The sequence below is a fragment of the Enterococcus sp. DIV0183 genome, assembly GCF_050541505.1.
Lineage (GTDB): Bacteria > Bacillota > Bacilli > Lactobacillales > Enterococcaceae > Enterococcus > Enterococcus faecalis.
Window position 1 is genome coordinate 1,667,630 of the sequence record NZ_CP172932.1, and the last position, 17,763, is coordinate 1,685,392.

The following is a 17,763-nucleotide window of genomic DNA, read 5'->3' on the forward strand; positions in this document are numbered from 1 at the left end:
TTTCTACAAGACATTTAATGCTGCTACTTTTTTGTCATTTGGGACTTGTCGTATTTCAACTTCACAACCATTTGCGACCAATTCTTTAACCATTTTTTCTTCATCCGGCGTAATATTAATTGCTTTAGAAATGTTTCGAGTATTTTCCCTTACTTTCATCCCTCCTAAGTTAATTTCTTTTATTTCTGGATAAGCAGTAGCCAATCGATAAGCATCTTCCACACTCTCAACTACAATAAAAAGTTTGTATTTTTCTGTAACACCACTTTTTAGTGCGGCAATCGCATCTTCAATCGTTTTAATGACCAGTTTTACTCCTGCTGGCTTAGCTAGCTTAATGGTTGTTTTTCGAATATCATTTTTAGGTACGTCATCATTTGCGATTAAAATACAATCGGCGCCTAAGCCTTGGGTCCATGAAAAAGCCACTTGACCATGTAACAAGCGATGATCGACTCTTAACAATTTAATCATTTCATTTCCTCCTAAAATTCTTCTTCTAAAATTTCTTTACTAGATAACTCGTTACAATAACAAAGACTTTCTTGTCCGTTTTCAACGGCGCGTTTTACTAAATCAACTAATGAATCAACAGTATTTATTTGGGTATATATTTCAATTAACGTTGCTAAATTTAATCCTGAAATTAAATGCATTGCTTGTTTCCCCACATAATTAAAGAATTCGTTATTCACGCTTCCGCCAAATAGGTCTGTAATCACAATTAATTCATTTTGTTGATTGTTCTTTAAAATGTCTTTGACCGTCTTGGCTAAATCATAAGGTTGTTCCATATAAGCGCAAAGACATTCCACATTCTTTGTTTCACCACAAATTAAAGCTAATGATGTCTGAATCCCTGCAGCGAAATTACCATGTGTTGCCAGAATAATTTTACGTTCCATTTTCTTCACCTCACTTACTTCTTTATATAGCAAAAAGAGTGCCAAAAAAGTGGCACTCCCTCCTTTTTATTTTAAAAATCGCTTTCTGCGTTGTTAAACTCCGTTTTTCCAAACAACACATCATAGACATAAAAAAGCTCCGATTCAGGTATATTGACACTATAAACTTTTTCAATGACACTAAACGCCTCTTTTAACTCTTGCAAGACCGTTCTTTGACACTGCTTTAATTGTTCGGCGCCATTATAATTTTCAATAGGTTCATTCCGGATTAATCGTTCAATTAAACAACTGACATGGACATATACCGCCAATTTACGATCATTTTGAATCGTTTGTTGCCACCGCTCTTCTAATTGAATTAAAAAGACTTCTACTTGTCGAATAATTTTTTCTGTATCTAAAATCGTCACTGATTGAATGACCCGATCTAATGAAAAGTTACGAATCAACTCATGATTTACATAGGACAGCATATCTTTAGTTAATTCTCTCTTTGTCCATTCTAAAAGGGTCGTAATTCCTTTTCCTGCAATCAACTCTTCTAAAGAGATATACGGGAGGTCATTTGAAGACGGGTTGTTTGTACCGATGATGCCGACAATCTCATATTCTGGGAAACTTTCTTTGATCGACTCTGCATTACGTAATTGATTATATTCACAAGGAATAATCTTTAATTGTGCTTCCGCAGGTAAACTTTTTTCAAGTAAATCTCTAATTTTAACGGCTGTACCAATTCCGGTACTACACGTTGTTAAAATGACACGTTCCGTTTTATTTTCAGGTAATATGATTTCCCATTCATTTGGATGAACCGTTAACGCTTTTTGGGGCAATTCTTCAAAAGAAACTTCGTCTTTAATGGCTTCTCCTATAGACAGAGCCAAGCTTGTTGTCACATTATTCATTAATAAAAAAGGACCTTCTTCTTCTGCCGGAAAATACTGATAAATTTCTTTCAATGAACCCATATCAAAAAGAATTACTAAACCATTCCTCGTTTCTTGACGTTCCATATAGTGAATTAAGTGTTCGGAAATTTTTTTGGGAGTAACATCTAACGGCATGTCAAACGATTGAAAAATTGGCACATTTAACAGCCGATTTGCAACATTCGCAATACTACTTGCTGTGGCATATCCGTGGGCAACAATCACCGCTTTCGGATAGTGACTTTCCTTTACTGAACCCGAATAGTGAAGATAAATGGTGACAATAATTCGATCCATCTGGGATAGTTCAATATCTAATGAACGTTTCACTAAAGTTAACAGTTGTTCAGCGTAGCCATAACTAGTTGCTAATTTAGTTTGAACTTCTGTTAAAAGTTCGTCAATGACTGTTGTAGGTTCTTTTTCTGGAAACCAATCAATACATCTTCGTTGAAACAGATAGGTGCTTAATGCATAGACTAAACTGCCATTAAACCGAATTTGATAAGACGATTCAATCGTTTCCAATAATTGACGGATATTTTGCGTAATAAACAATAGCATTTCGTGATTTTTCTCTCGCTTCTTTTCAAATAATAAATCATCGAATAAGCGTTCAATTTCTTTCGAGATGTCGTTATTGGCAGTGGAAAGATGATGATGGTGAGAGACATAAAGACGAAGGATTCGTTCATAACTCTGGATAATTCTTCTTTGCGCAAGCTCTGTTTCCTCTAACAAACTAACCAGATTTGTTTGCCCATCTAAACGAATAGGCAATTCATTTTCATCAGGAGCTAGTCTGATCGATTGATCCAGAAATTCTTTCGGTAGATCGTGCAAAGTGATTGGAATAACATGTTTGTCAAGATTGACGGCAAAGCTGCGTGCAGTAATAATTTTTATATTATTTCTTAATTCACCTACATTGCCTACATAATGGTGATTTTCTAAAAGTTGGATAACTTGTGGCGTGATAGTAACTGCTTTTTGAATAGCTTGCTGTTCCTCATAAAATGCTCGCATAATTAATTGTTTTCTTTCCGCTTGAGTGCGTTCAGCAAGACTTGGGATTTTAATTTGAATAGGAATTCGTCTTAAAAATGTCGTTAAAAAGGTGCTAGAAATTTCTTCAGTTGTGGCAAAGCACAACCGACACGTAACAGGAATGGGCCGATTGGTTTCACCCATCCGATAAATGATACCCTGATCTAAAAATGTAAACAACTTTTCCTGCCCTTCAGGACTCAAACGATGAACTTCATCTAAAAATAAAACGCCCCCTTCTGCACTTTGAAAGGCTCCAATTTTATCGGAATCTGCTCCCGTAAAAGCGCCTTTAAGATGCCCAAATAATTGACTAGTTAAAAGCTCTGGATTGTTGGCATATTGCGCACAATTAACTGTCACAAAAGGTGCTGAATCGTCAAGTAGTTCTTTTGAAAGACAAAACTGATAATATAAGGATGCTAAAAAACTTTTACCCGTACCACTTTCACCTGTAATTAAGACAGGCAATCCACCGTCAGGATAAAGCGCTGCCATTTTTAATTGTTCGATGGTCTGAGCTAAACTACCGCGATAACCAATGACCGACTGAAAAAAATCACTTTTGCGATCAAAAGCAGGCTGTTCATCGATCATTTCTTGGAAACTTTGATAAACAGTTCTTTTTAAAAGATAGTTTTGTTGTTGAAACGCTTCTTTATGAAAAAAGTAAACTGGTCGTGTATTGATCTTAACTAGAATCCCTTCTTCGTTTAACTGATTTAAATAGTGACTAGCTGTATTTCGTTTGATAGAAAATGTCGTTGCAATATTGCTTGCTGTGAAAATTTCACTGACTAAAGATGGTTCAAAAAAAGCTGTTTGATTGCGTAAATAATCAACAATTTGCATTTTTAACATAAAATCACCTCTCATTTATCATAACGTACCTAAAAAAAACGTCAATATTCAAAATTTCTTTTGTTATTTTTCTTTATATAAGGAGCCCATTTTTTATGTTATTTAATCACAGGAACCTGATTCTATCATTGCAGAATAGGCTTTCATTCAGTATACTGTAAATAGAGGAACAAGAAACGAATTGGATAATTAGGCACTGAAAGAACGCACCACCGTTCTGAATGTTTCGAAACACACAACAGGTTATCGAAATGGCCATTGGAGAAAAATTCCTTTTTCTCCGAGGTTAGCGATTGTGACATGTTGCAATCGTTTTTTGTCCTTAAAATGTTGAGAAAAAGAAAAAAGGCACTTTGCATGTCAGCACCACCTGACAAACAAAGCCCTTCATAGACAGCACAACCTATCTATTCCAGTTGCCTTTTTTGCTAGTTACACTAGCTAATTTTAGTGTACCCGATTTTCAGTGAAATTACTAGCATCTTTAAAATTTTTACTGAAACGATCAGCCTGTGCAATGAACTAGTTTTCTTCAGCGGCGGCAACCGCTGAGAAGCTTTTTCTCAAATTTTAAGTGAATAATGTATCATAAACTTTTTTGGCATATCCATCCGTCATATTACATACAAAGTCCACCGCCATTTTCAAACGATAATAGTCTTTTTCTGCTTCTGTAGCGTTCTTTGCTTCTCTTCTATACAACGCTTTCGCGCTTTCCGAAATATTATTAAAGATTCGCTCCTCATACTTATTCATGGAAACTTTTTCATATTTCAGTACGACTGGAACAAATTCATCTAGTAAACGATTGATGATATTGAAGCCCAATACCTCTTGATCCAAAATTGTTTTTGTTTGAAAAACATAGACTCTAGAAAAGTTTTTTAATGCCTGAAAGCATTTCACTTCATCACAATCTTCAATGATAATTTCATTTTGATAGATACCACTCATAATTAAGTCATAATGATTAGCAAAATTTTTCGCTACGCTTTGACAAACAGCCCTTTGTGTCTTTCTCAAAAATTCTTGTAAGGTAGCTTCTTCTGTTTTATCTTTTTCTAACATTAAAAATTTTTTTGTTCCTGTTTGCGCATCAACAAACTGCTTTAAATCTTGATAGCTGTATAAACCATAATTATAGGCATCTTCGATATCTGAAAAAGTATAGGCGATATCATCTGAAGCTTCTAACAAAAAGACTAATGGGTGTCGCTTATTTTGTGTTCCTGTCGCAAATTTAATGGCGTTAAACACTTGTTTTTCCGAGTAAAAATAGCCAACTTTTTTAGACAAAAGCTGTTGCTTATTTAATTGATCTGAAGATGCCGTATATTTGATAACTGTGTCTAATGTCGTGGCGGTTAGTTTCATTCCTGCTTTAGAAGTCCCATTATCATGATGCAGTTTTGTTAAAAGTCGGATGGTTTGAGCGTTGCCTTCAAAGTTAAGAAAATCATTTTGTTGTTGCTCCGAAAAATCAGACCAACAAGCATACAAAGGACCATTTTTTTCAAACCAAATACGAATGGCTTCTTCTCCAAAATGTCCAAAAGGGGGATTGCCGATATCATGGATTAATGCAGCTGTTTCTAACAACCGATAGCATTCTGATAATTCCATAACCTCAATGTTTCGTTCGTTCAACTGTGAAATAACTAATCTAAGTATATCCCTGCTATGCATTGCCACTTCTAAGCTATGTGTTAAACGTGTTCTTACAAAATCATTACGTTCTAAAGGAAAAACTTGTGTTTTATCTTGTAAGCGTCTAAATGCATCACTTTTAATTACTCTACGATAGTCACTATCAAAAGATTTACGAAGTTCTGTGGCTAAATCAACTTGCTTATTTAACCAGTCATTTTGATATTGTTTACCATTATCAGAAATACGATATGTACCAACCAACTGACGCCAATTCATTTTCATTTATTACCTCCTCCAATTACTCTACCTTCTCTAAATAAGAGACGTAAATATTTTTACATTTACCAATATCACTAAATTCCCGATTGTTATACGCCTTATCCTTTTTCAATTTAAACCGCACTTTTTCGCCTTCTTGAAAAGTTCCCCACGTAAGAAAAAAGAATAGCCAATGGCTTTCATCCTCTGATAGCGTGTCTAAACCTAAACTTTTAGGCTCAATTAAGCTAGGTAATTTAAAACAGTCATAGACCCCTTTTGCTGTGCCATACACAGGACGATGAGTGCTAAGAATCGTTTCAAAATATCCCTTTTCATCAGGTTTTAAATAACTTGCTTGCCGAATCAGTTGTGTCAGTTTATTTTGGAATGGCTGAATATTTTTCTCAACGTTTAGTTCAAAATCTGGCTCAGCTTGTACATCTGTGTCATGAGATAACTTTTTTAATAAGCAGTTGATTTCATTAGTACTTGTCTTGTCATTAAACGCAATCGCCAAACGCTCACTACTGATAACACCTTTCATATCTTTCATAGAAAAATTATTTAATGCAATTGGATAGTGTTTATCTGATAGCATCCAAGAAGCACCCATTTCGTTTAAACATGGAATACTCTTATAATAATGATCAGATAAAAAATACAGCATGACAGGTTGATTGGTTAGCTCCCTTTTAATCGTGTCAAAAATTAATTCTCCTGGCTGTACACCTGTTTCAATAGTGGAACTATAAAAAATATCCTGTGTTCGAAACCCAAACTTTTTCAATAATTGGATAAACGCATCCACATATTCTTGATCCTTTGAACTATGACTAATAAAAATCTTTTTCCCGTTGCTCAATACTCAACATCCTCCAAGTTAAATTTGTGTTTTCATTTTTTTGTGAAATTCTATACTATTTCTTTAAGCGTACAGCGTTATCTGAAACCAGTCAATACTAAAATTATAAAATAACAATTATTTTGTTTTATTAAATTTTTATATAATGTTGTTTTGTTAATGTTTTGTTATTTTTAAACAAGTGATTATAGAGCGATGTACGGTTGAAGTTATTTCTAATCTATTTTTTTCAATATTTTTATAAATATAAAAAAACACGCCTTTCTTTGCAGAAAGGCGTGTTTTTACGTCCGAGTATAAGGAGAATTGGTTCATTAACCAATTGTCCCTTTAAGCGTTATTCATTAAATGAATTATTTGTTTTTTAAGTTGTAGAAAGATTTTAAGCCTTTGTATTCAGCTACATCGCCTAATTGATCTTCAATACGTAATAATTGGTTGTATTTAGCAATACGGTCAGTACGGCTTAATGAACCAGTTTTGATTTGGCCAGCGTTTGTTGCAACAGCGATATCAGAGATTGTTGAATCTTCTGTTTCACCAGAACGGTGAGATACAACTGCAGTGTAGCCAGCTTCTTTAGCCATTTCGATTGCTTCAAATGTTTCAGTTAAAGTACCGATTTGGTTAACTTTGATTAGGATTGAGTTAGCGATACCTTTTTCGATACCTTCAGCTAATTTAGTTGTGTTTGTTACGAATAAATCGTCACCAACTAATTGAACTTTATCGCCTAATACTTCAGTTAATTTTTTGAATCCGTCCCAGTCGTTTTCGTCTAAGCCGTCTTCGATTGAAATGATTGGGTATTTAGAAACTAATTCTTCGTAGAACGCGATCATTTCTTCAGTTGTTTTTTCGCCTTCGCCTGAGTCAGCTAAAACGTAAACGCCTTTTTCTTTATCGTAGAATTCTGAAGAAGCAGCATCCATAGCAAGAACAACGTCTTTACCAGGAACATAGCCAGCTTTTTCGATAGCTTCGATGATTACTTCGAAACCTTCTTCGTTTGAACCTAAGTTAGGAGCGAAACCACCTTCGTCACCTACTGAAGTAGCTAAGCCGCGACCTTTTAAGATTGAAGCTAATGCGTGGAATACTTCTGCACCCATACGTAAAGCTTCTTTGAATGTAGGCGCACCTACAGGCATGATCATGAATTCTTGGAAGTCAATACTGTTGTCAGCATGTGATCCACCATTGATGATGTTCATCATTGGAGTTGGTAATACTTTTGTATTGAATCCGCCTAAGTAATGATATAAAGGCACTTCTAGGTAATCAGCAGCAGCACGAGCTACGGCGATAGACACACCAAGAATAGCGTTAGCACCTAATTTACCTTTGTTAGGAGTTCCATCTAAATCGATCATTGCTTTATCGATAGCCATTTGATCGCGTACATCGTAACCGATGATTGCTTCAGCAATGATGTTGTTTACGTTATCTACAGCTTTAGTAACACCTTTACCTAAGTAACGAGCTTTGTCGCCATCACGTAATTCAACTGCTTCGTATTCACCAGTTGAAGCTCCTGAAGGAACCATTCCACGGCCGAAAGCTCCGCTTTCAGTGTAAACTTCTACTTCGATTGTTGGGTTACCGCGTGAGTCTAAGACTTCGCGTGCGTAAATATCAGTAATAATTGACATGTTTTGTCTCTCCTTTGAGTTTGTATTTATACTAAGGGGATTCCCTCATGTATGATTGTAGTTAATTCTCGCAAACTATGCAAACATTTTTTTGCAAAAGTCATTGAGAAAACGTTACCGTTAGTGATTTCTTATTTTACAGCATCTAATAAAGCTAGGAATGAGTCTGCTTCTAAGCTTGCGCCGCCGACTAAAGCACCGTCAACGTTTTCTTTTGCCATATATTCAGCGATGTTTTCTGGTTTAACAGAACCACCGTATTGAATACGAACAGCTTCAGAAACTTCTTTGCCGTATAATTTTTCAACTGTTGAACGAACAACACCACAGATTTCATCTGCAATATTAGCATCTGCAGATTTACCAGTTCCGATTGCCCAGATTGGTTCGTAAGCGATAACCATTGAAGCAACTTGTTCGTTTGATAAACCAACTAAGCCGTTAGTGATTTGACCTTCGATCCATTCCGCTGTTTTACCAGCTTCATACGTTTCTAAAGTTTCACCACAACAGAAGATTGGTGTCATACCATTTGCAAAGATTGCTTTGGCTTTTTTATTGATATCTTCATCTGTTTCGTGGAAATATTCGCGACGTTCAGAGTGTCCGATAATCACATAGTTTACACCTAAATCTGCAATTGCAGCTGGTGAGTTTTCACCAGTGAAGGCACCAGCGTTTTCCCAGTAGCAGTTTTGTGCAGCTAATTTCACTTCAGAATCTTTTAGGTTCCAAGCTAAAGGAGCTAAGAATAATGCTGGAGATCCAATCACAGCGTCAACAACGTCGTTTGATGGAACAGCATTTTTTACTGCTTCTGCAAAGCTTTGTGCTTCGCTTAAAGTTTTGTTCATTTTCCAGTTACCAGCGATAATTGGTTTGCGCATGAAAAGCACATCCTTTTCTTTTTTTAAAAATATTGTCTTTTAAACTGATTATTTATCGTTAATAGAAGCTAAACCTGGTAAAGTTTTGCCTTCTAATAATTCTAAACTTGCTCCGCCACCTGTTGAGATGTGAGAGAATTTGTTTTCGTATCCTAATTGAATTGCTGCAGCAGCAGAGTCCCCGCCACCGATGATTGTTGTTGCGTCTTCTAAATTAGCAATCGCTTCACAAACACCAATTGTTCCTTTGGCAAAGTTACTCATTTCAAATACGCCCATTGGTCCATTCCAAACAACTGTTTTCGCACCTTGTAATTCGTTAGCGAATAATTCAATTGTTTTTTCACCAATATCCAAGCCTTCTTCATCATCTGGGATTTCAGTTGAAGGAACCGTGTGGAAAGGAGCGTCATTGCTGAACTCTTTAGAGACAACTGTATCAACCGGTAAAACTAATTTGTCGCCAGCTTTTTCCATTAAGCTTTTCGCTAAGTCCACTTTATCTTCTTCAAGTAAAGATAAACCAACACTATAGCCTTGTGCTTTCATGAATGTGTAAGCCATACCGCCACCGATTAAAATTTTGTCGGCTTTTTCAATTAGGTTTTCAATGACAGCGATTTTGTCAGAAACTTTTGCGCCACCCAAGATTGCTACGAATGGACGTTTTGGATTTTCAACAGCTTCGCCGATGAATTTAATTTCTTTTTCCATTAAGAAACCAGCAACTGTTGGGATACCAGTTGAAGCAATTCCAACGTTTGAGGCATGTGCACGGTGTGCAGTACCAAAAGCATCATTGACAAATACATCGCCTAAAGAAGCCCAGTATTTACCCAATTCAGCGTCATTGCCGCTTTCTTTTTTGCCGTCAACATCTTCAAAACGAGTGTTTTCAAATACTAAAACGTCGCCGTCTTTCATATTGTTAACAGCGTCTTCTAATTCTTTACCACGTGTTTCTGGAACAAAAGTAACTGGTTGACCTAGTAATTCGCTTAAACGTTCAGCCACTGGTTTTAATGATTTGCCAGCTTTGTCTTCTTCTGTTTTTACACGACCTAAATGAGAGAAAAGAATTGCTTTTCCGCCATTTTCAATCACGTATTTGATTGTTGGTAAAGCCGCTACGATACGATTATCGTTTGTGATCACGCCATCTTTTAACGGAACGTTAAAGTCAACACGGACAAGGACTTTTTTGTCTTTTAAATCTACATCTTTAATTGTCTTTTTAGCCATGAGTAGACCTCCTGTATTGTCAATTTTAGGATTTTTCTTTTTTAAAAAAAGAAAGCGGAGAAGCGCGTTGCTTCCCCGCTTATTATTTCACAATTGTTCAAATTTCACTAATGATAAGGATGAATCTTATAAGTTAGCGAAGTATTCTAAAGTACGAACTAATTGAGCAGTGTATGACATTTCGTTGTCATACCAAGCAACAGTTTTAACTAATTGTTTGTCGCCAACTGTCATCACTTTTGTTTGAGTTGCATCGAATAATGAACCGTAAGTCATACCTACGATATCAGAAGAAACGATTTCGTCTGTGTTATAACCATAAGATTCGTTAGCAGCTTTTTCCATTACTGCATTTACTTCATCAACAGTAACTTCTTTGTCTAATACAGTAACTAATTCAGTTAATGAACCAGTTGCTACAGGAACACGTTGAGCAGCGCCATCTAATTTACCGTTCAATTCTGGGATTACTAAGCCGATTGCTTTAGCAGCACCAGTTGAGTTAGGTACGATGTTTGCAGCAGCAGCGCGCGCACGACGGAAGTCGCCTTTAGGATGTGGTCCGTCTAATGTCATTTGGTCACCTGTGTAAGCGTGGATAGTTGTCATTAAACCTTCAACAACACCAAAGTTGTCATGTAAAGCTTTAGCCATTGGAGCTAAGCAGTTTGTAGTACAAGAAGCGCCTGAAATTACAGTTTCTTCTCCAGTTAATGTTTCATGGTTTGTGTTGTAAACGATTGTTGGTACATCGTTACCACCAGGAGCTGAAATAACTACACGTTTTGCACCAGCAGTTAAATGTTTTTCAGCAGCTTCTTTAGAAGTAAAGAAACCAGTACATTCTAAAACGATGTCTACGCCTAATTCGCCCCATGGTAATTCTTCAGGGTTACGGTTAGCTAAAACTTTGATTTCTTTGCCGTTAACGTTGAATGAACCTTCGTGAACTTCAACTGTACCGTTGAAACGGCCTTGAGTTGTGTCATATTTTAACAAGTGTGCTAACATTTTAGCATCTGTTAAGTCGTTGATTGCAACTACTTCGATTCCTTCTACATCTTGGATACGACGGAAAGCTAAGCGTCCGATACGTCCAAATCCATTAATACCTACTTTAACTGTCATTAAAGATTTCCTCCTTATGAAAATCAAAAATTTTTTATTTTAAAGGGTTACCCCTTTTAAAATCTCGTTTGCAGCAGCTTCATCTGTGATGAGCCACGTTTGTTTTGGTGCATTTTTCATATATGCGCGAATGGCTTTGGCTTTCGTTTTGCCGCCCGCAATTGCGACGACATAGGAAATTTCTTGTAAGTTTTTTAATTGAAGGCCAATTCGTGGGATTTTATAGACCACTTTTCCTTCTTCATCAAAGAAATAACCAAACGATTCTGCCACGGCATTTTTTTGTTTGAGCATAACCATTTCGTCATCAGACATTTTTCGGCGTGCCGCCATGTGCAACGCTCGACCAATACTGTGCACCACACAGTTGGCATGACTAATTAACGTAAGAACTTCTTGAATCGAGGGTTCTTGTAATAAACTATTATACGTTTCACGACTCAATTGTTCTGGGACATATAACGCCCGGTAGTTACCACCCGTTTTGTTGGCCATTACAGCACTAATTGAATTGGCTTGGACAGAAACTGCTTCACCAATCCCTCCTCTGGCTGGAACAAACAAATTATGACGTTTTTCAGTTTCTAGTGATCCCATATTTTCGGCCACCATGGCCATTGTTGTCCCACCCATAACCGCAATTGTATTCTCACCATTTGGTAAGAGTAAATTCAGCGTATTGGTTAAGACATCTCCAAAGTCCGAAAGAACTTTCTTTTGGATATCACTATCTCCTGCAACAACGATACAACGTTGAATGCCAAAGTACTGTGTCATTTCTTTTTCGATTTGGTGCATGCCAAGCAATTGATTCATGACTAATTCTAAGCCTTGATAGACTTCCAAACCGCGTTCTGTTAATGTCATTCCGCTTTTTGAAGGTTCAATCAGGTTGAGTTGCTTTAAAACATCTGTTTCTGTACGCAAGACTCGCTCTGTAATTCCCATCGTTTCTGATAAACTTCTACGTCCAATAGGTTGCATCCAATAAATATTGCGAAGAATTTGGAATCTTTCTTGTAATACATCGAGCATATCTGGAGCAACTGCTTCAATCATTTTAAATTCTTTTAACATGATGCGCTCCTTTTGTGGGTCGAAATATGTCCAAGTAAGACTGAAAACGACCTATGAACTTTAAAAAAATAGAATTGATGTTCGTTTTTCCTACTATTTATTCATAACAGTATTAAAAGTACTTATCAATTACACACTTAGTGTACCAGTTTTTTTAGGTCTTTTCAATAAAAATGATTCTTTTTTCATCGTTTTCTTTCAAATCCAAACAAAGCATTCGTTTGCGAGAAACAATAGCTACTTATTTCCGAATAATTAGATTTAATTAAACCAAAAGCAAAGGAATTCACGAACGTCTTTCAATTAACTTCTTGTTTAAATGGGAATTTCAGGTCCTCTCACAAAGCATTTTTTACTTATTTTTCAAAAAAAGCAACGAAAGAATAGACACAGCCCTTCTCTCGTTGCTTCATACCCTTTTATTTGTAATCTTCTTCGTAAAAACGTCCTAAAATTTTAACATTATCTGAGATGCTGACAAAGGCATTCGGATCACTTTCTTTCATGGCTGCTTCTAAACTTGGCAACTCAAAGCGTGTCACAATAGTTAGCAAAACAGTTTGGCGGTCGTGGCGATATGCCCCTTCCGCTTCATGAATAATTGTAATACCACGGCGCATTTTCTTTTGAATCTCATCCACGACTCGATCTGGGTTTTTAGTGACAATCATAACTTGCATTTTCTTTTGCTTAGTATAAACGGCATCTGTGACCTTCCCACTTACAAAAATTGATAACGCACTGTAGAACATGTACTGCCAGCCAAATAAATAACCTGCAACGAAGACAATTAGTGCGTTAAAATAAATTGAAATCGAGCCAACGGAACGCCCCGTTTTTTTCCGAATGGTAATGCTTAGAATATCTAAGCCCCCAGAAGAAACCCCGTTTTTTAAGACAAAACCAATTCCTGATCCAGAAATCGCCCCACCAAAAATAGCACAGATAATTGGATCTTGGGTCATCACCGTTTGCGGAACAATATGCATAAATAATGAAGTTAAAGTCACGGTAATGAAAGTAAAAATTGTAAACTTCTTACCTATTTTTTTCCACGCAATAAAGAATAACGGCACATTTAACAGATACAATGTAATGGAGACAGGCACATTAAAACCCACAATTTTTGTTGAGAGGGTTGTTAAAATTTGTGCCAAGCCTGTTAAGCCACTGGAATAAATATTTCCTGGTTGATAGAAAAAGTTCATGGCAATTGATGCAAGAATAGCATAGACAATCGACACGGAAAATTTTGTTGTATAGTCATGAACTGGCAGTCCGTCATAAATTTTTTTCATAAATAATAGCCTCGTTTCAGGTTTTCAATAAATTACATTTCTTTTCATATTATACGTGGTTTACCGAGAGAAAAAAAGAGATTCCTATAATAATTACGGAAGATTCATCAAATGTTTATAGAAATGAAAAAAGAACGAAATCTTAACGATTTCGTTCTTGGGTTGTTTCATAATGGGCTCTTGGTCCACCAATATATTTAGGACGAGAATATAATGCTGTAACATGGGCCGCACCTAACGTTCGAATGCTCAAGCGAAGAGGAACTTGCACATGTTTTACATGCATACCGATAGATGTATCGCCAATGTCAATCCCTGCTTGAGCAACAATATGTTCAACTTCCACAGGTTCATCAAATTTTTCAAAGGCAGCCACTGAACAAGAACCGCCAGCATGTAATTGTGGTACTACCGAGACAATTTCAAAGCCTTTTTCTTCAGCCACACGACGTTCCATCGCTAAAGCGCGATTAATATGTTCGCATCCTTGGACAGCCAAAGAGATGCCTTTTTTATCTAATTGTTCAATTAAGGTTGAGACAATCCATTGTCCTACTTCGGCACTGGAATTTTTACCAATGACGCCACCTACTACCTCGCTGGTGGTACAACCTAAAACAAATAGGTCCCCTTTTTGTAAATTTCCTGCTGTAATGACTTCTTCTGCAATTGTCACTAACTGTTCTTTTAACATTTTTTCATCGATAGTCATTTGTTCATCCTTCTTTCTTCTAAACGACCATTTTTTGGTAACACACGTTTTAATGTTTGACTAAGAGGCAATGCTACAATCACCCCAAATAAGGATTGAATGATATTCCCTGGTAATGAGGCAATCCCCGCACCCACGCCGTAAAGCCAGCTAGTCGCTAAAGCATACCCGCTAATCATGAGGAGACTGGCTAAAAGTAATCCTAGCGTTTGCATCTTTTTATTTTTATTAAAGAAGTGCCCTGCTAACCAACCTTGTCCGCCATGAATCAATAACGAAAAAACGAACCATTGTGGATAGCCTGACAATAAATCAATTAAGCCACCGCTTAAAGCTCCGACTGTCAAGCCACCGATCGGACCAAAAAGTAAACTAGCAATGTAAATCCCTGCATCCGCCAATGTAACAAAGCCATTTGTTGCTGGGACGGGGATAATAAAGACCATTGACACAGCCACTGTTAAAGCGGTAATTACTGCATATAGACTAATTTTTCTTGTCATTATCCGCCACACCTCCTGCTAGTAATCCTTCATGCCACACACTTCCAAAAGCTGCATTTAGCTGGACCCCAGAAACAATGGCTTCATGAACGTATGTTTTTGCTAAATCAACTGCTTCAATTAACGGATATCCTTTAACTAAATTCGCACCAATTGCAGAGGCAAAGGAACAACCAGCGCCATCAATGGTGTGGGCCATTACTTTTTCTTTGACCAATTGAATATGTTGTTGTCCATCATAAAAAAAGTCACGTGCTTCTTGGCCAAGCCAACGATTACCGCCTTTAATCACCACCGTTGCCGCTCCTAAAGAGTTTAACTCTTCCGCCGCTTGTTGAACTTCTTCGACGGTTGTTAATTTTCTGCCAATGAGTAATTCTGCTTCTTTTAAATTAGGCGTTATAATTGTTGCGAATGGAAAAAGTTTTTCAATCAATAACTGCATGTATCTTTTTTCATAAACTGAAGTCGTTTCTTTAAAAGCCAAGACAGGATCCAACACCACCGGCAGACCTGCGTGCTTTTTCAAAAAGGTTGCAATTTGTAACATACTTTCTTCACTGTGAATCAAGCCAATCTTGATGCCGTCTAAACTCCCGGCAGGTATGGAAGCGAGCTGCTCTTTCACCAAAGAAGTCTCCAGGTCATGAATCTGAAAATGATTCTTGGGGGCTGTAGCAAGGCAAGTTAAAGTTGATAAGCCAAAGACTTGATGATTTTCAAACGTTTTTAAATCTGTTTGAATCCCGCCACCTGAAAAAGGATCGGAACCGCCAATTGTTAAAATTATTTTTGTCATTTGTTTCGCTCCTTTATACACTCAGTTATCATACAAAGTTTTCTAAAAAGAAAAAACAGCCAATTGGCAGATTTTTAGCTCAGCCACTTTTTATTTTGTTATCCTTTTCCTTCCCAAAGAAAGAGTGACCTCATCCGTCAATGAAGTCACTCTTTCTTTGGATTTAACATTTATTCGTCAATGGCTGTTACATCAATGTTTAATTCAAACAATTGTAATGGAGAAACTAAACTTGGTGCGTTGTTCATTGGGTCAATTGCTTTCCCGTTTTTAGGGAAGGCAATCACTTCACGAATATTTTCTTCCCCAGCCAATAGCATTGCTAAGCGGTCTAGCCCTAAAGCAATCCCTCCATGTGGCGGGAAGCCGTAATCTAATGCGTCTAGCAAGAAACCAAATTGGTCTTGTGCTTCTTCTTTTGTAAAACCTAACGTTTCAAACATTTTTTCTTGTAATTCTCGTGTATGGATCCGTAATGAGCCACCGCCTAATTCATAGCCGTTTAAGACAACATCGTAAGCTTCAGCATACACAGAGGCTGGGTCTGTTGCTAAGCGGTCCACATCCTCTGCTTTTGGTTGTGTAAATGGATGATGAGCAGAAACATAGCGACCAGCTTCTTCATCATATTCAAACAACGGCCAATCCACAATCCACAAGAAATTGAATTTCGATTCATCAATTAAACCTAATTCTTTACCTAAACGTGTACGTACCGCACCTAAAGCAGCGGCTACGATTTCAGGTCTATCGGCACCAAACATTAAAATATCACCGACTTCTGCATTGGTAGCAGCAATTAATTCATCACTAACTTCTGTTAAGAATTTAGCAATTGGTCCTTTTAAGCCATCTTCTTCAACTTTTAACCAAGCTAAGCCTTTTGCACCAAATTGACTCACATACTTACCTAAGTTATCCATATCTTTACGAGAATACTTATCTGCGGCGCCTTTTGCATTCAAAGCCTTCACATGTCCGCCATTTTCCAACGCTGCTTGGAAAACTTTGAAGTCTACGTCTTTCACTACATCTGCGACATCAATTAATTCCATAGCAAAACGAGTGTCGGGTTTATCGCTACCATAGCGTGCCATTGCTTCGTCATAGCTCATTCGTGGAAACGGAACAGAAATCTCAATTCCTTTTGTCTCTTTCATCACTTCAGCCAACATATTTTCTGTATATGTTTGAATTTCTTCTGGTGTTAAAAAGGTCGTTTCGATATCGATTTGTGTAAATTCTGGCTGACGGTCGCCTCGTAAATCTTCATCACGGAAACAACGAACGATTTGGTAATAGCGATCGAAGCCTGCCCCCATTAATAATTGTTTAAAGAGTTGTGGTGATTGTGGTAAAGCATAAAAATGACCGGCATGGACACGAGAAGGAACCAAATAATCGCGAGCGCCTTCTGGTGTTGATTTGCCTAAATAAGGAGTTTCAATGTCTAAAAAGTCATGATTATCTAAATAGTGACGGATTGTTTTCGTTACTTGGTGACGTAATTTAATGTTGTTTGTCATTGATGGACGACGTAAATCTAAATAACGATATTTCATGCGCAATTCGTCATTAACGTTATTGTCATCTTCAATGGTAAATGGCGTTGTTTTCGCAGTATTTAAAATCGTAATGTCAGTCGCCATCACTTCAAACTCGCCAGTTTTCATTTTGGGATTAATCGCTTCTTTATCACGATAAACGACTTGACCTTTAACTTCGATGACGTATTCACTACGACATTTATCAGCAATTTCCCATGCTTCTTTTGACTTTTCTGGGTTAAAGACCACTTGGACGATTCCTTCACGGTCACGTAAATCAATAAAGATAACCCCTCCTAAGTCACGACGTTTTTGAACCCATCCTTTTAATACAACTTCTTTTTCAATAAATTCGGCAGATACATTGCCGCAATAGGTTGTGCGTTTTGCCATTTCT

Annotated in this window: 16 protein-coding genes; all 16 read right to left on the reverse strand. The window is 37.1% G+C overall.

The features are described from left to right. Positions 1-3: 3 nt before the first annotated feature. Positions 4-474: a PTS sugar transporter subunit IIB gene (locus IGK72_RS08215; RefSeq protein WP_002357106.1), complete on the reverse strand. Its 471-nt coding sequence runs from the start codon at positions 472-474 to the stop codon at positions 4-6. Between the two features lie 11 nt (positions 475-485). Beyond that, a complete protein-coding gene (locus tag IGK72_RS08220; RefSeq protein WP_002389037.1) occupies positions 486-905 on the reverse strand; it encodes a PTS sugar transporter subunit IIA in 420 nt (139 codons plus the stop codon). Positions 906-976: 71 nt separating this feature from the next. Continuing rightward, positions 977-3,748 (reverse strand): sigma 54-interacting transcriptional regulator, encoded by a 2,772-nt coding sequence (locus tag IGK72_RS08225; protein WP_002381753.1) that lies wholly within the window; start codon positions 3,746-3,748, stop codon positions 977-979. 143 nt (positions 3,749-3,891) lie between these two features. Then, complete coding sequence (locus IGK72_RS08230; protein WP_002357102.1) at positions 3,892-4,107, reverse strand: hypothetical protein; 216 nt, start codon at positions 4,105-4,107, stop codon at positions 3,892-3,894. 211 nt (positions 4,108-4,318) lie between these two features. Beyond that, on the reverse strand, positions 4,319-5,680 hold the full coding sequence (locus IGK72_RS08235) for a deoxyguanosinetriphosphate triphosphohydrolase (RefSeq protein WP_002381752.1): 1,362 nt from the start codon (positions 5,678-5,680) through the stop codon (positions 4,319-4,321). 16 nt (positions 5,681-5,696) lie between these two features. Then, positions 5,697-6,521 (reverse strand): toll/interleukin-1 receptor domain-containing protein, encoded by an 825-nt coding sequence (locus tag IGK72_RS08240; RefSeq protein WP_002407499.1) that lies wholly within the window; start codon positions 6,519-6,521, stop codon positions 5,697-5,699. 353 nt (positions 6,522-6,874) lie between these two features. Next, positions 6,875-8,173, reverse strand: a complete 1,299-nt coding sequence (gene eno / locus IGK72_RS08245; protein ID WP_002357098.1) for a phosphopyruvate hydratase — start codon at positions 8,171-8,173, stop codon at positions 6,875-6,877. A gap of 131 nt (positions 8,174-8,304) precedes the next feature. Further along, the gene (gene tpiA / locus IGK72_RS08250) at positions 8,305-9,060 is read right to left on the reverse strand and encodes a triose-phosphate isomerase (protein WP_002362045.1); all 756 of its coding nucleotides are present in this window, start codon (positions 9,058-9,060) and stop codon (positions 8,305-8,307) included. Between the two features lie 48 nt (positions 9,061-9,108). Beyond that, positions 9,109-10,302: a phosphoglycerate kinase gene (locus IGK72_RS08255; RefSeq protein ID WP_002357094.1), complete on the reverse strand. Its 1,194-nt coding sequence runs from the start codon at positions 10,300-10,302 to the stop codon at positions 9,109-9,111. A 126-nt stretch (positions 10,303-10,428) separates the two neighbouring features. After that, the gene (gene gap, locus IGK72_RS08260) at positions 10,429-11,430 is read right to left on the reverse strand and encodes a type I glyceraldehyde-3-phosphate dehydrogenase (protein WP_002357093.1); all 1,002 of its coding nucleotides are present in this window, start codon (positions 11,428-11,430) and stop codon (positions 10,429-10,431) included. A gap of 39 nt (positions 11,431-11,469) precedes the next feature. Next, on the reverse strand, positions 11,470-12,507 hold the full coding sequence (locus IGK72_RS08265) for a sugar-binding transcriptional regulator (protein WP_023894450.1): 1,038 nt from the start codon (positions 12,505-12,507) through the stop codon (positions 11,470-11,472). Positions 12,508-12,926: 419 nt separating this feature from the next. After that, positions 12,927-13,805, reverse strand: coding sequence for a YitT family protein (locus tag IGK72_RS08270; RefSeq protein WP_002357090.1), 879 nt, complete (start codon positions 13,803-13,805; stop codon positions 12,927-12,929). Positions 13,806-13,947: 142 nt separating this feature from the next. Continuing rightward, positions 13,948-14,517: a TIGR01440 family protein gene (locus tag IGK72_RS08275; RefSeq protein WP_002371998.1), complete on the reverse strand. Its 570-nt coding sequence runs from the start codon at positions 14,515-14,517 to the stop codon at positions 13,948-13,950. Next, positions 14,514-15,020, reverse strand: a complete 507-nt coding sequence (locus IGK72_RS08280) for an ECF transporter S component (RefSeq protein WP_002357086.1) — start codon at positions 15,018-15,020, stop codon at positions 14,514-14,516. The genes IGK72_RS08275 and IGK72_RS08280 overlap by 4 nt, the downstream gene beginning before the upstream one ends. Then, positions 15,004-15,840 (reverse strand): bifunctional hydroxymethylpyrimidine kinase/phosphomethylpyrimidine kinase, encoded by an 837-nt coding sequence (locus tag IGK72_RS08285; protein ID WP_002385835.1) that lies wholly within the window; start codon positions 15,838-15,840, stop codon positions 15,004-15,006. Before IGK72_RS08285 ends, IGK72_RS08280 begins: the two co-directional genes overlap by 17 nt. 149 nt (positions 15,841-15,989) lie before the next feature. Further along, a complete protein-coding gene (gene aspS, locus IGK72_RS08290) occupies positions 15,990-17,759 on the reverse strand; it encodes an aspartate--tRNA ligase (RefSeq protein ID WP_430608772.1) in 1,770 nt (589 codons plus the stop codon). Positions 17,760-17,763 lie beyond the last annotated feature (4 nt).

Excerpts from the sequence above, each read along its gene's own strand:
- IGK72_RS08215 (WP_002357106.1), bottom strand. The coding sequence starts at position 474 with ATGATTAAATTGTTAAGAGTCGATCATCGCTTGTTACATGGTCAAGTG.
- IGK72_RS08220 (WP_002389037.1), bottom strand. The coding sequence starts at position 905 with ATGGAACGTAAAATTATTCTGGCAACACATGGTAATTTCGCTGCAGGG.
- IGK72_RS08225 (WP_002381753.1), bottom strand. The coding sequence starts at position 3,748 with ATGTTAAAAATGCAAATTGTTGATTATTTACGCAATCAAACAGCTTTT.
- IGK72_RS08230 (WP_002357102.1), bottom strand. The coding sequence starts at position 4,107 with ATGCAAAGTGCCTTTTTTCTTTTTCTCAACATTTTAAGGACAAAAAAC.
- IGK72_RS08235 (WP_002381752.1), bottom strand. The coding sequence starts at position 5,680 with ATGAAAATGAATTGGCGTCAGTTGGTTGGTACATATCGTATTTCTGAT.
- eno (WP_002357098.1), bottom strand. The coding sequence starts at position 8,173 with ATGTCAATTATTACTGATATTTACGCACGCGAAGTCTTAGACTCACGC.
- tpiA (WP_002362045.1), bottom strand. The coding sequence starts at position 9,060 with ATGCGCAAACCAATTATCGCTGGTAACTGGAAAATGAACAAAACTTTA.
- IGK72_RS08255 (WP_002357094.1), bottom strand. The coding sequence starts at position 10,302 with ATGGCTAAAAAGACAATTAAAGATGTAGATTTAAAAGACAAAAAAGTC.
- gap (WP_002357093.1), bottom strand. The coding sequence starts at position 11,430 with ATGACAGTTAAAGTAGGTATTAATGGATTTGGACGTATCGGACGCTTA.
- IGK72_RS08265 (WP_023894450.1), bottom strand. The coding sequence starts at position 12,507 with ATGTTAAAAGAATTTAAAATGATTGAAGCAGTTGCTCCAGATATGCTC.
- IGK72_RS08270 (WP_002357090.1), bottom strand. The coding sequence starts at position 13,805 with ATGAAAAAAATTTATGACGGACTGCCAGTTCATGACTATACAACAAAA.
- IGK72_RS08275 (WP_002371998.1), bottom strand. The coding sequence starts at position 14,517 with ATGACTATCGATGAAAAAATGTTAAAAGAACAGTTAGTGACAATTGCA.
- IGK72_RS08280 (WP_002357086.1), bottom strand. The coding sequence starts at position 15,020 with ATGACAAGAAAAATTAGTCTATATGCAGTAATTACCGCTTTAACAGTG.
- aspS (WP_430608772.1), bottom strand. The coding sequence starts at position 17,759 with ATGGCAAAACGCACAACCTATTGCGGCAATGTATCTGCCGAATTTATT.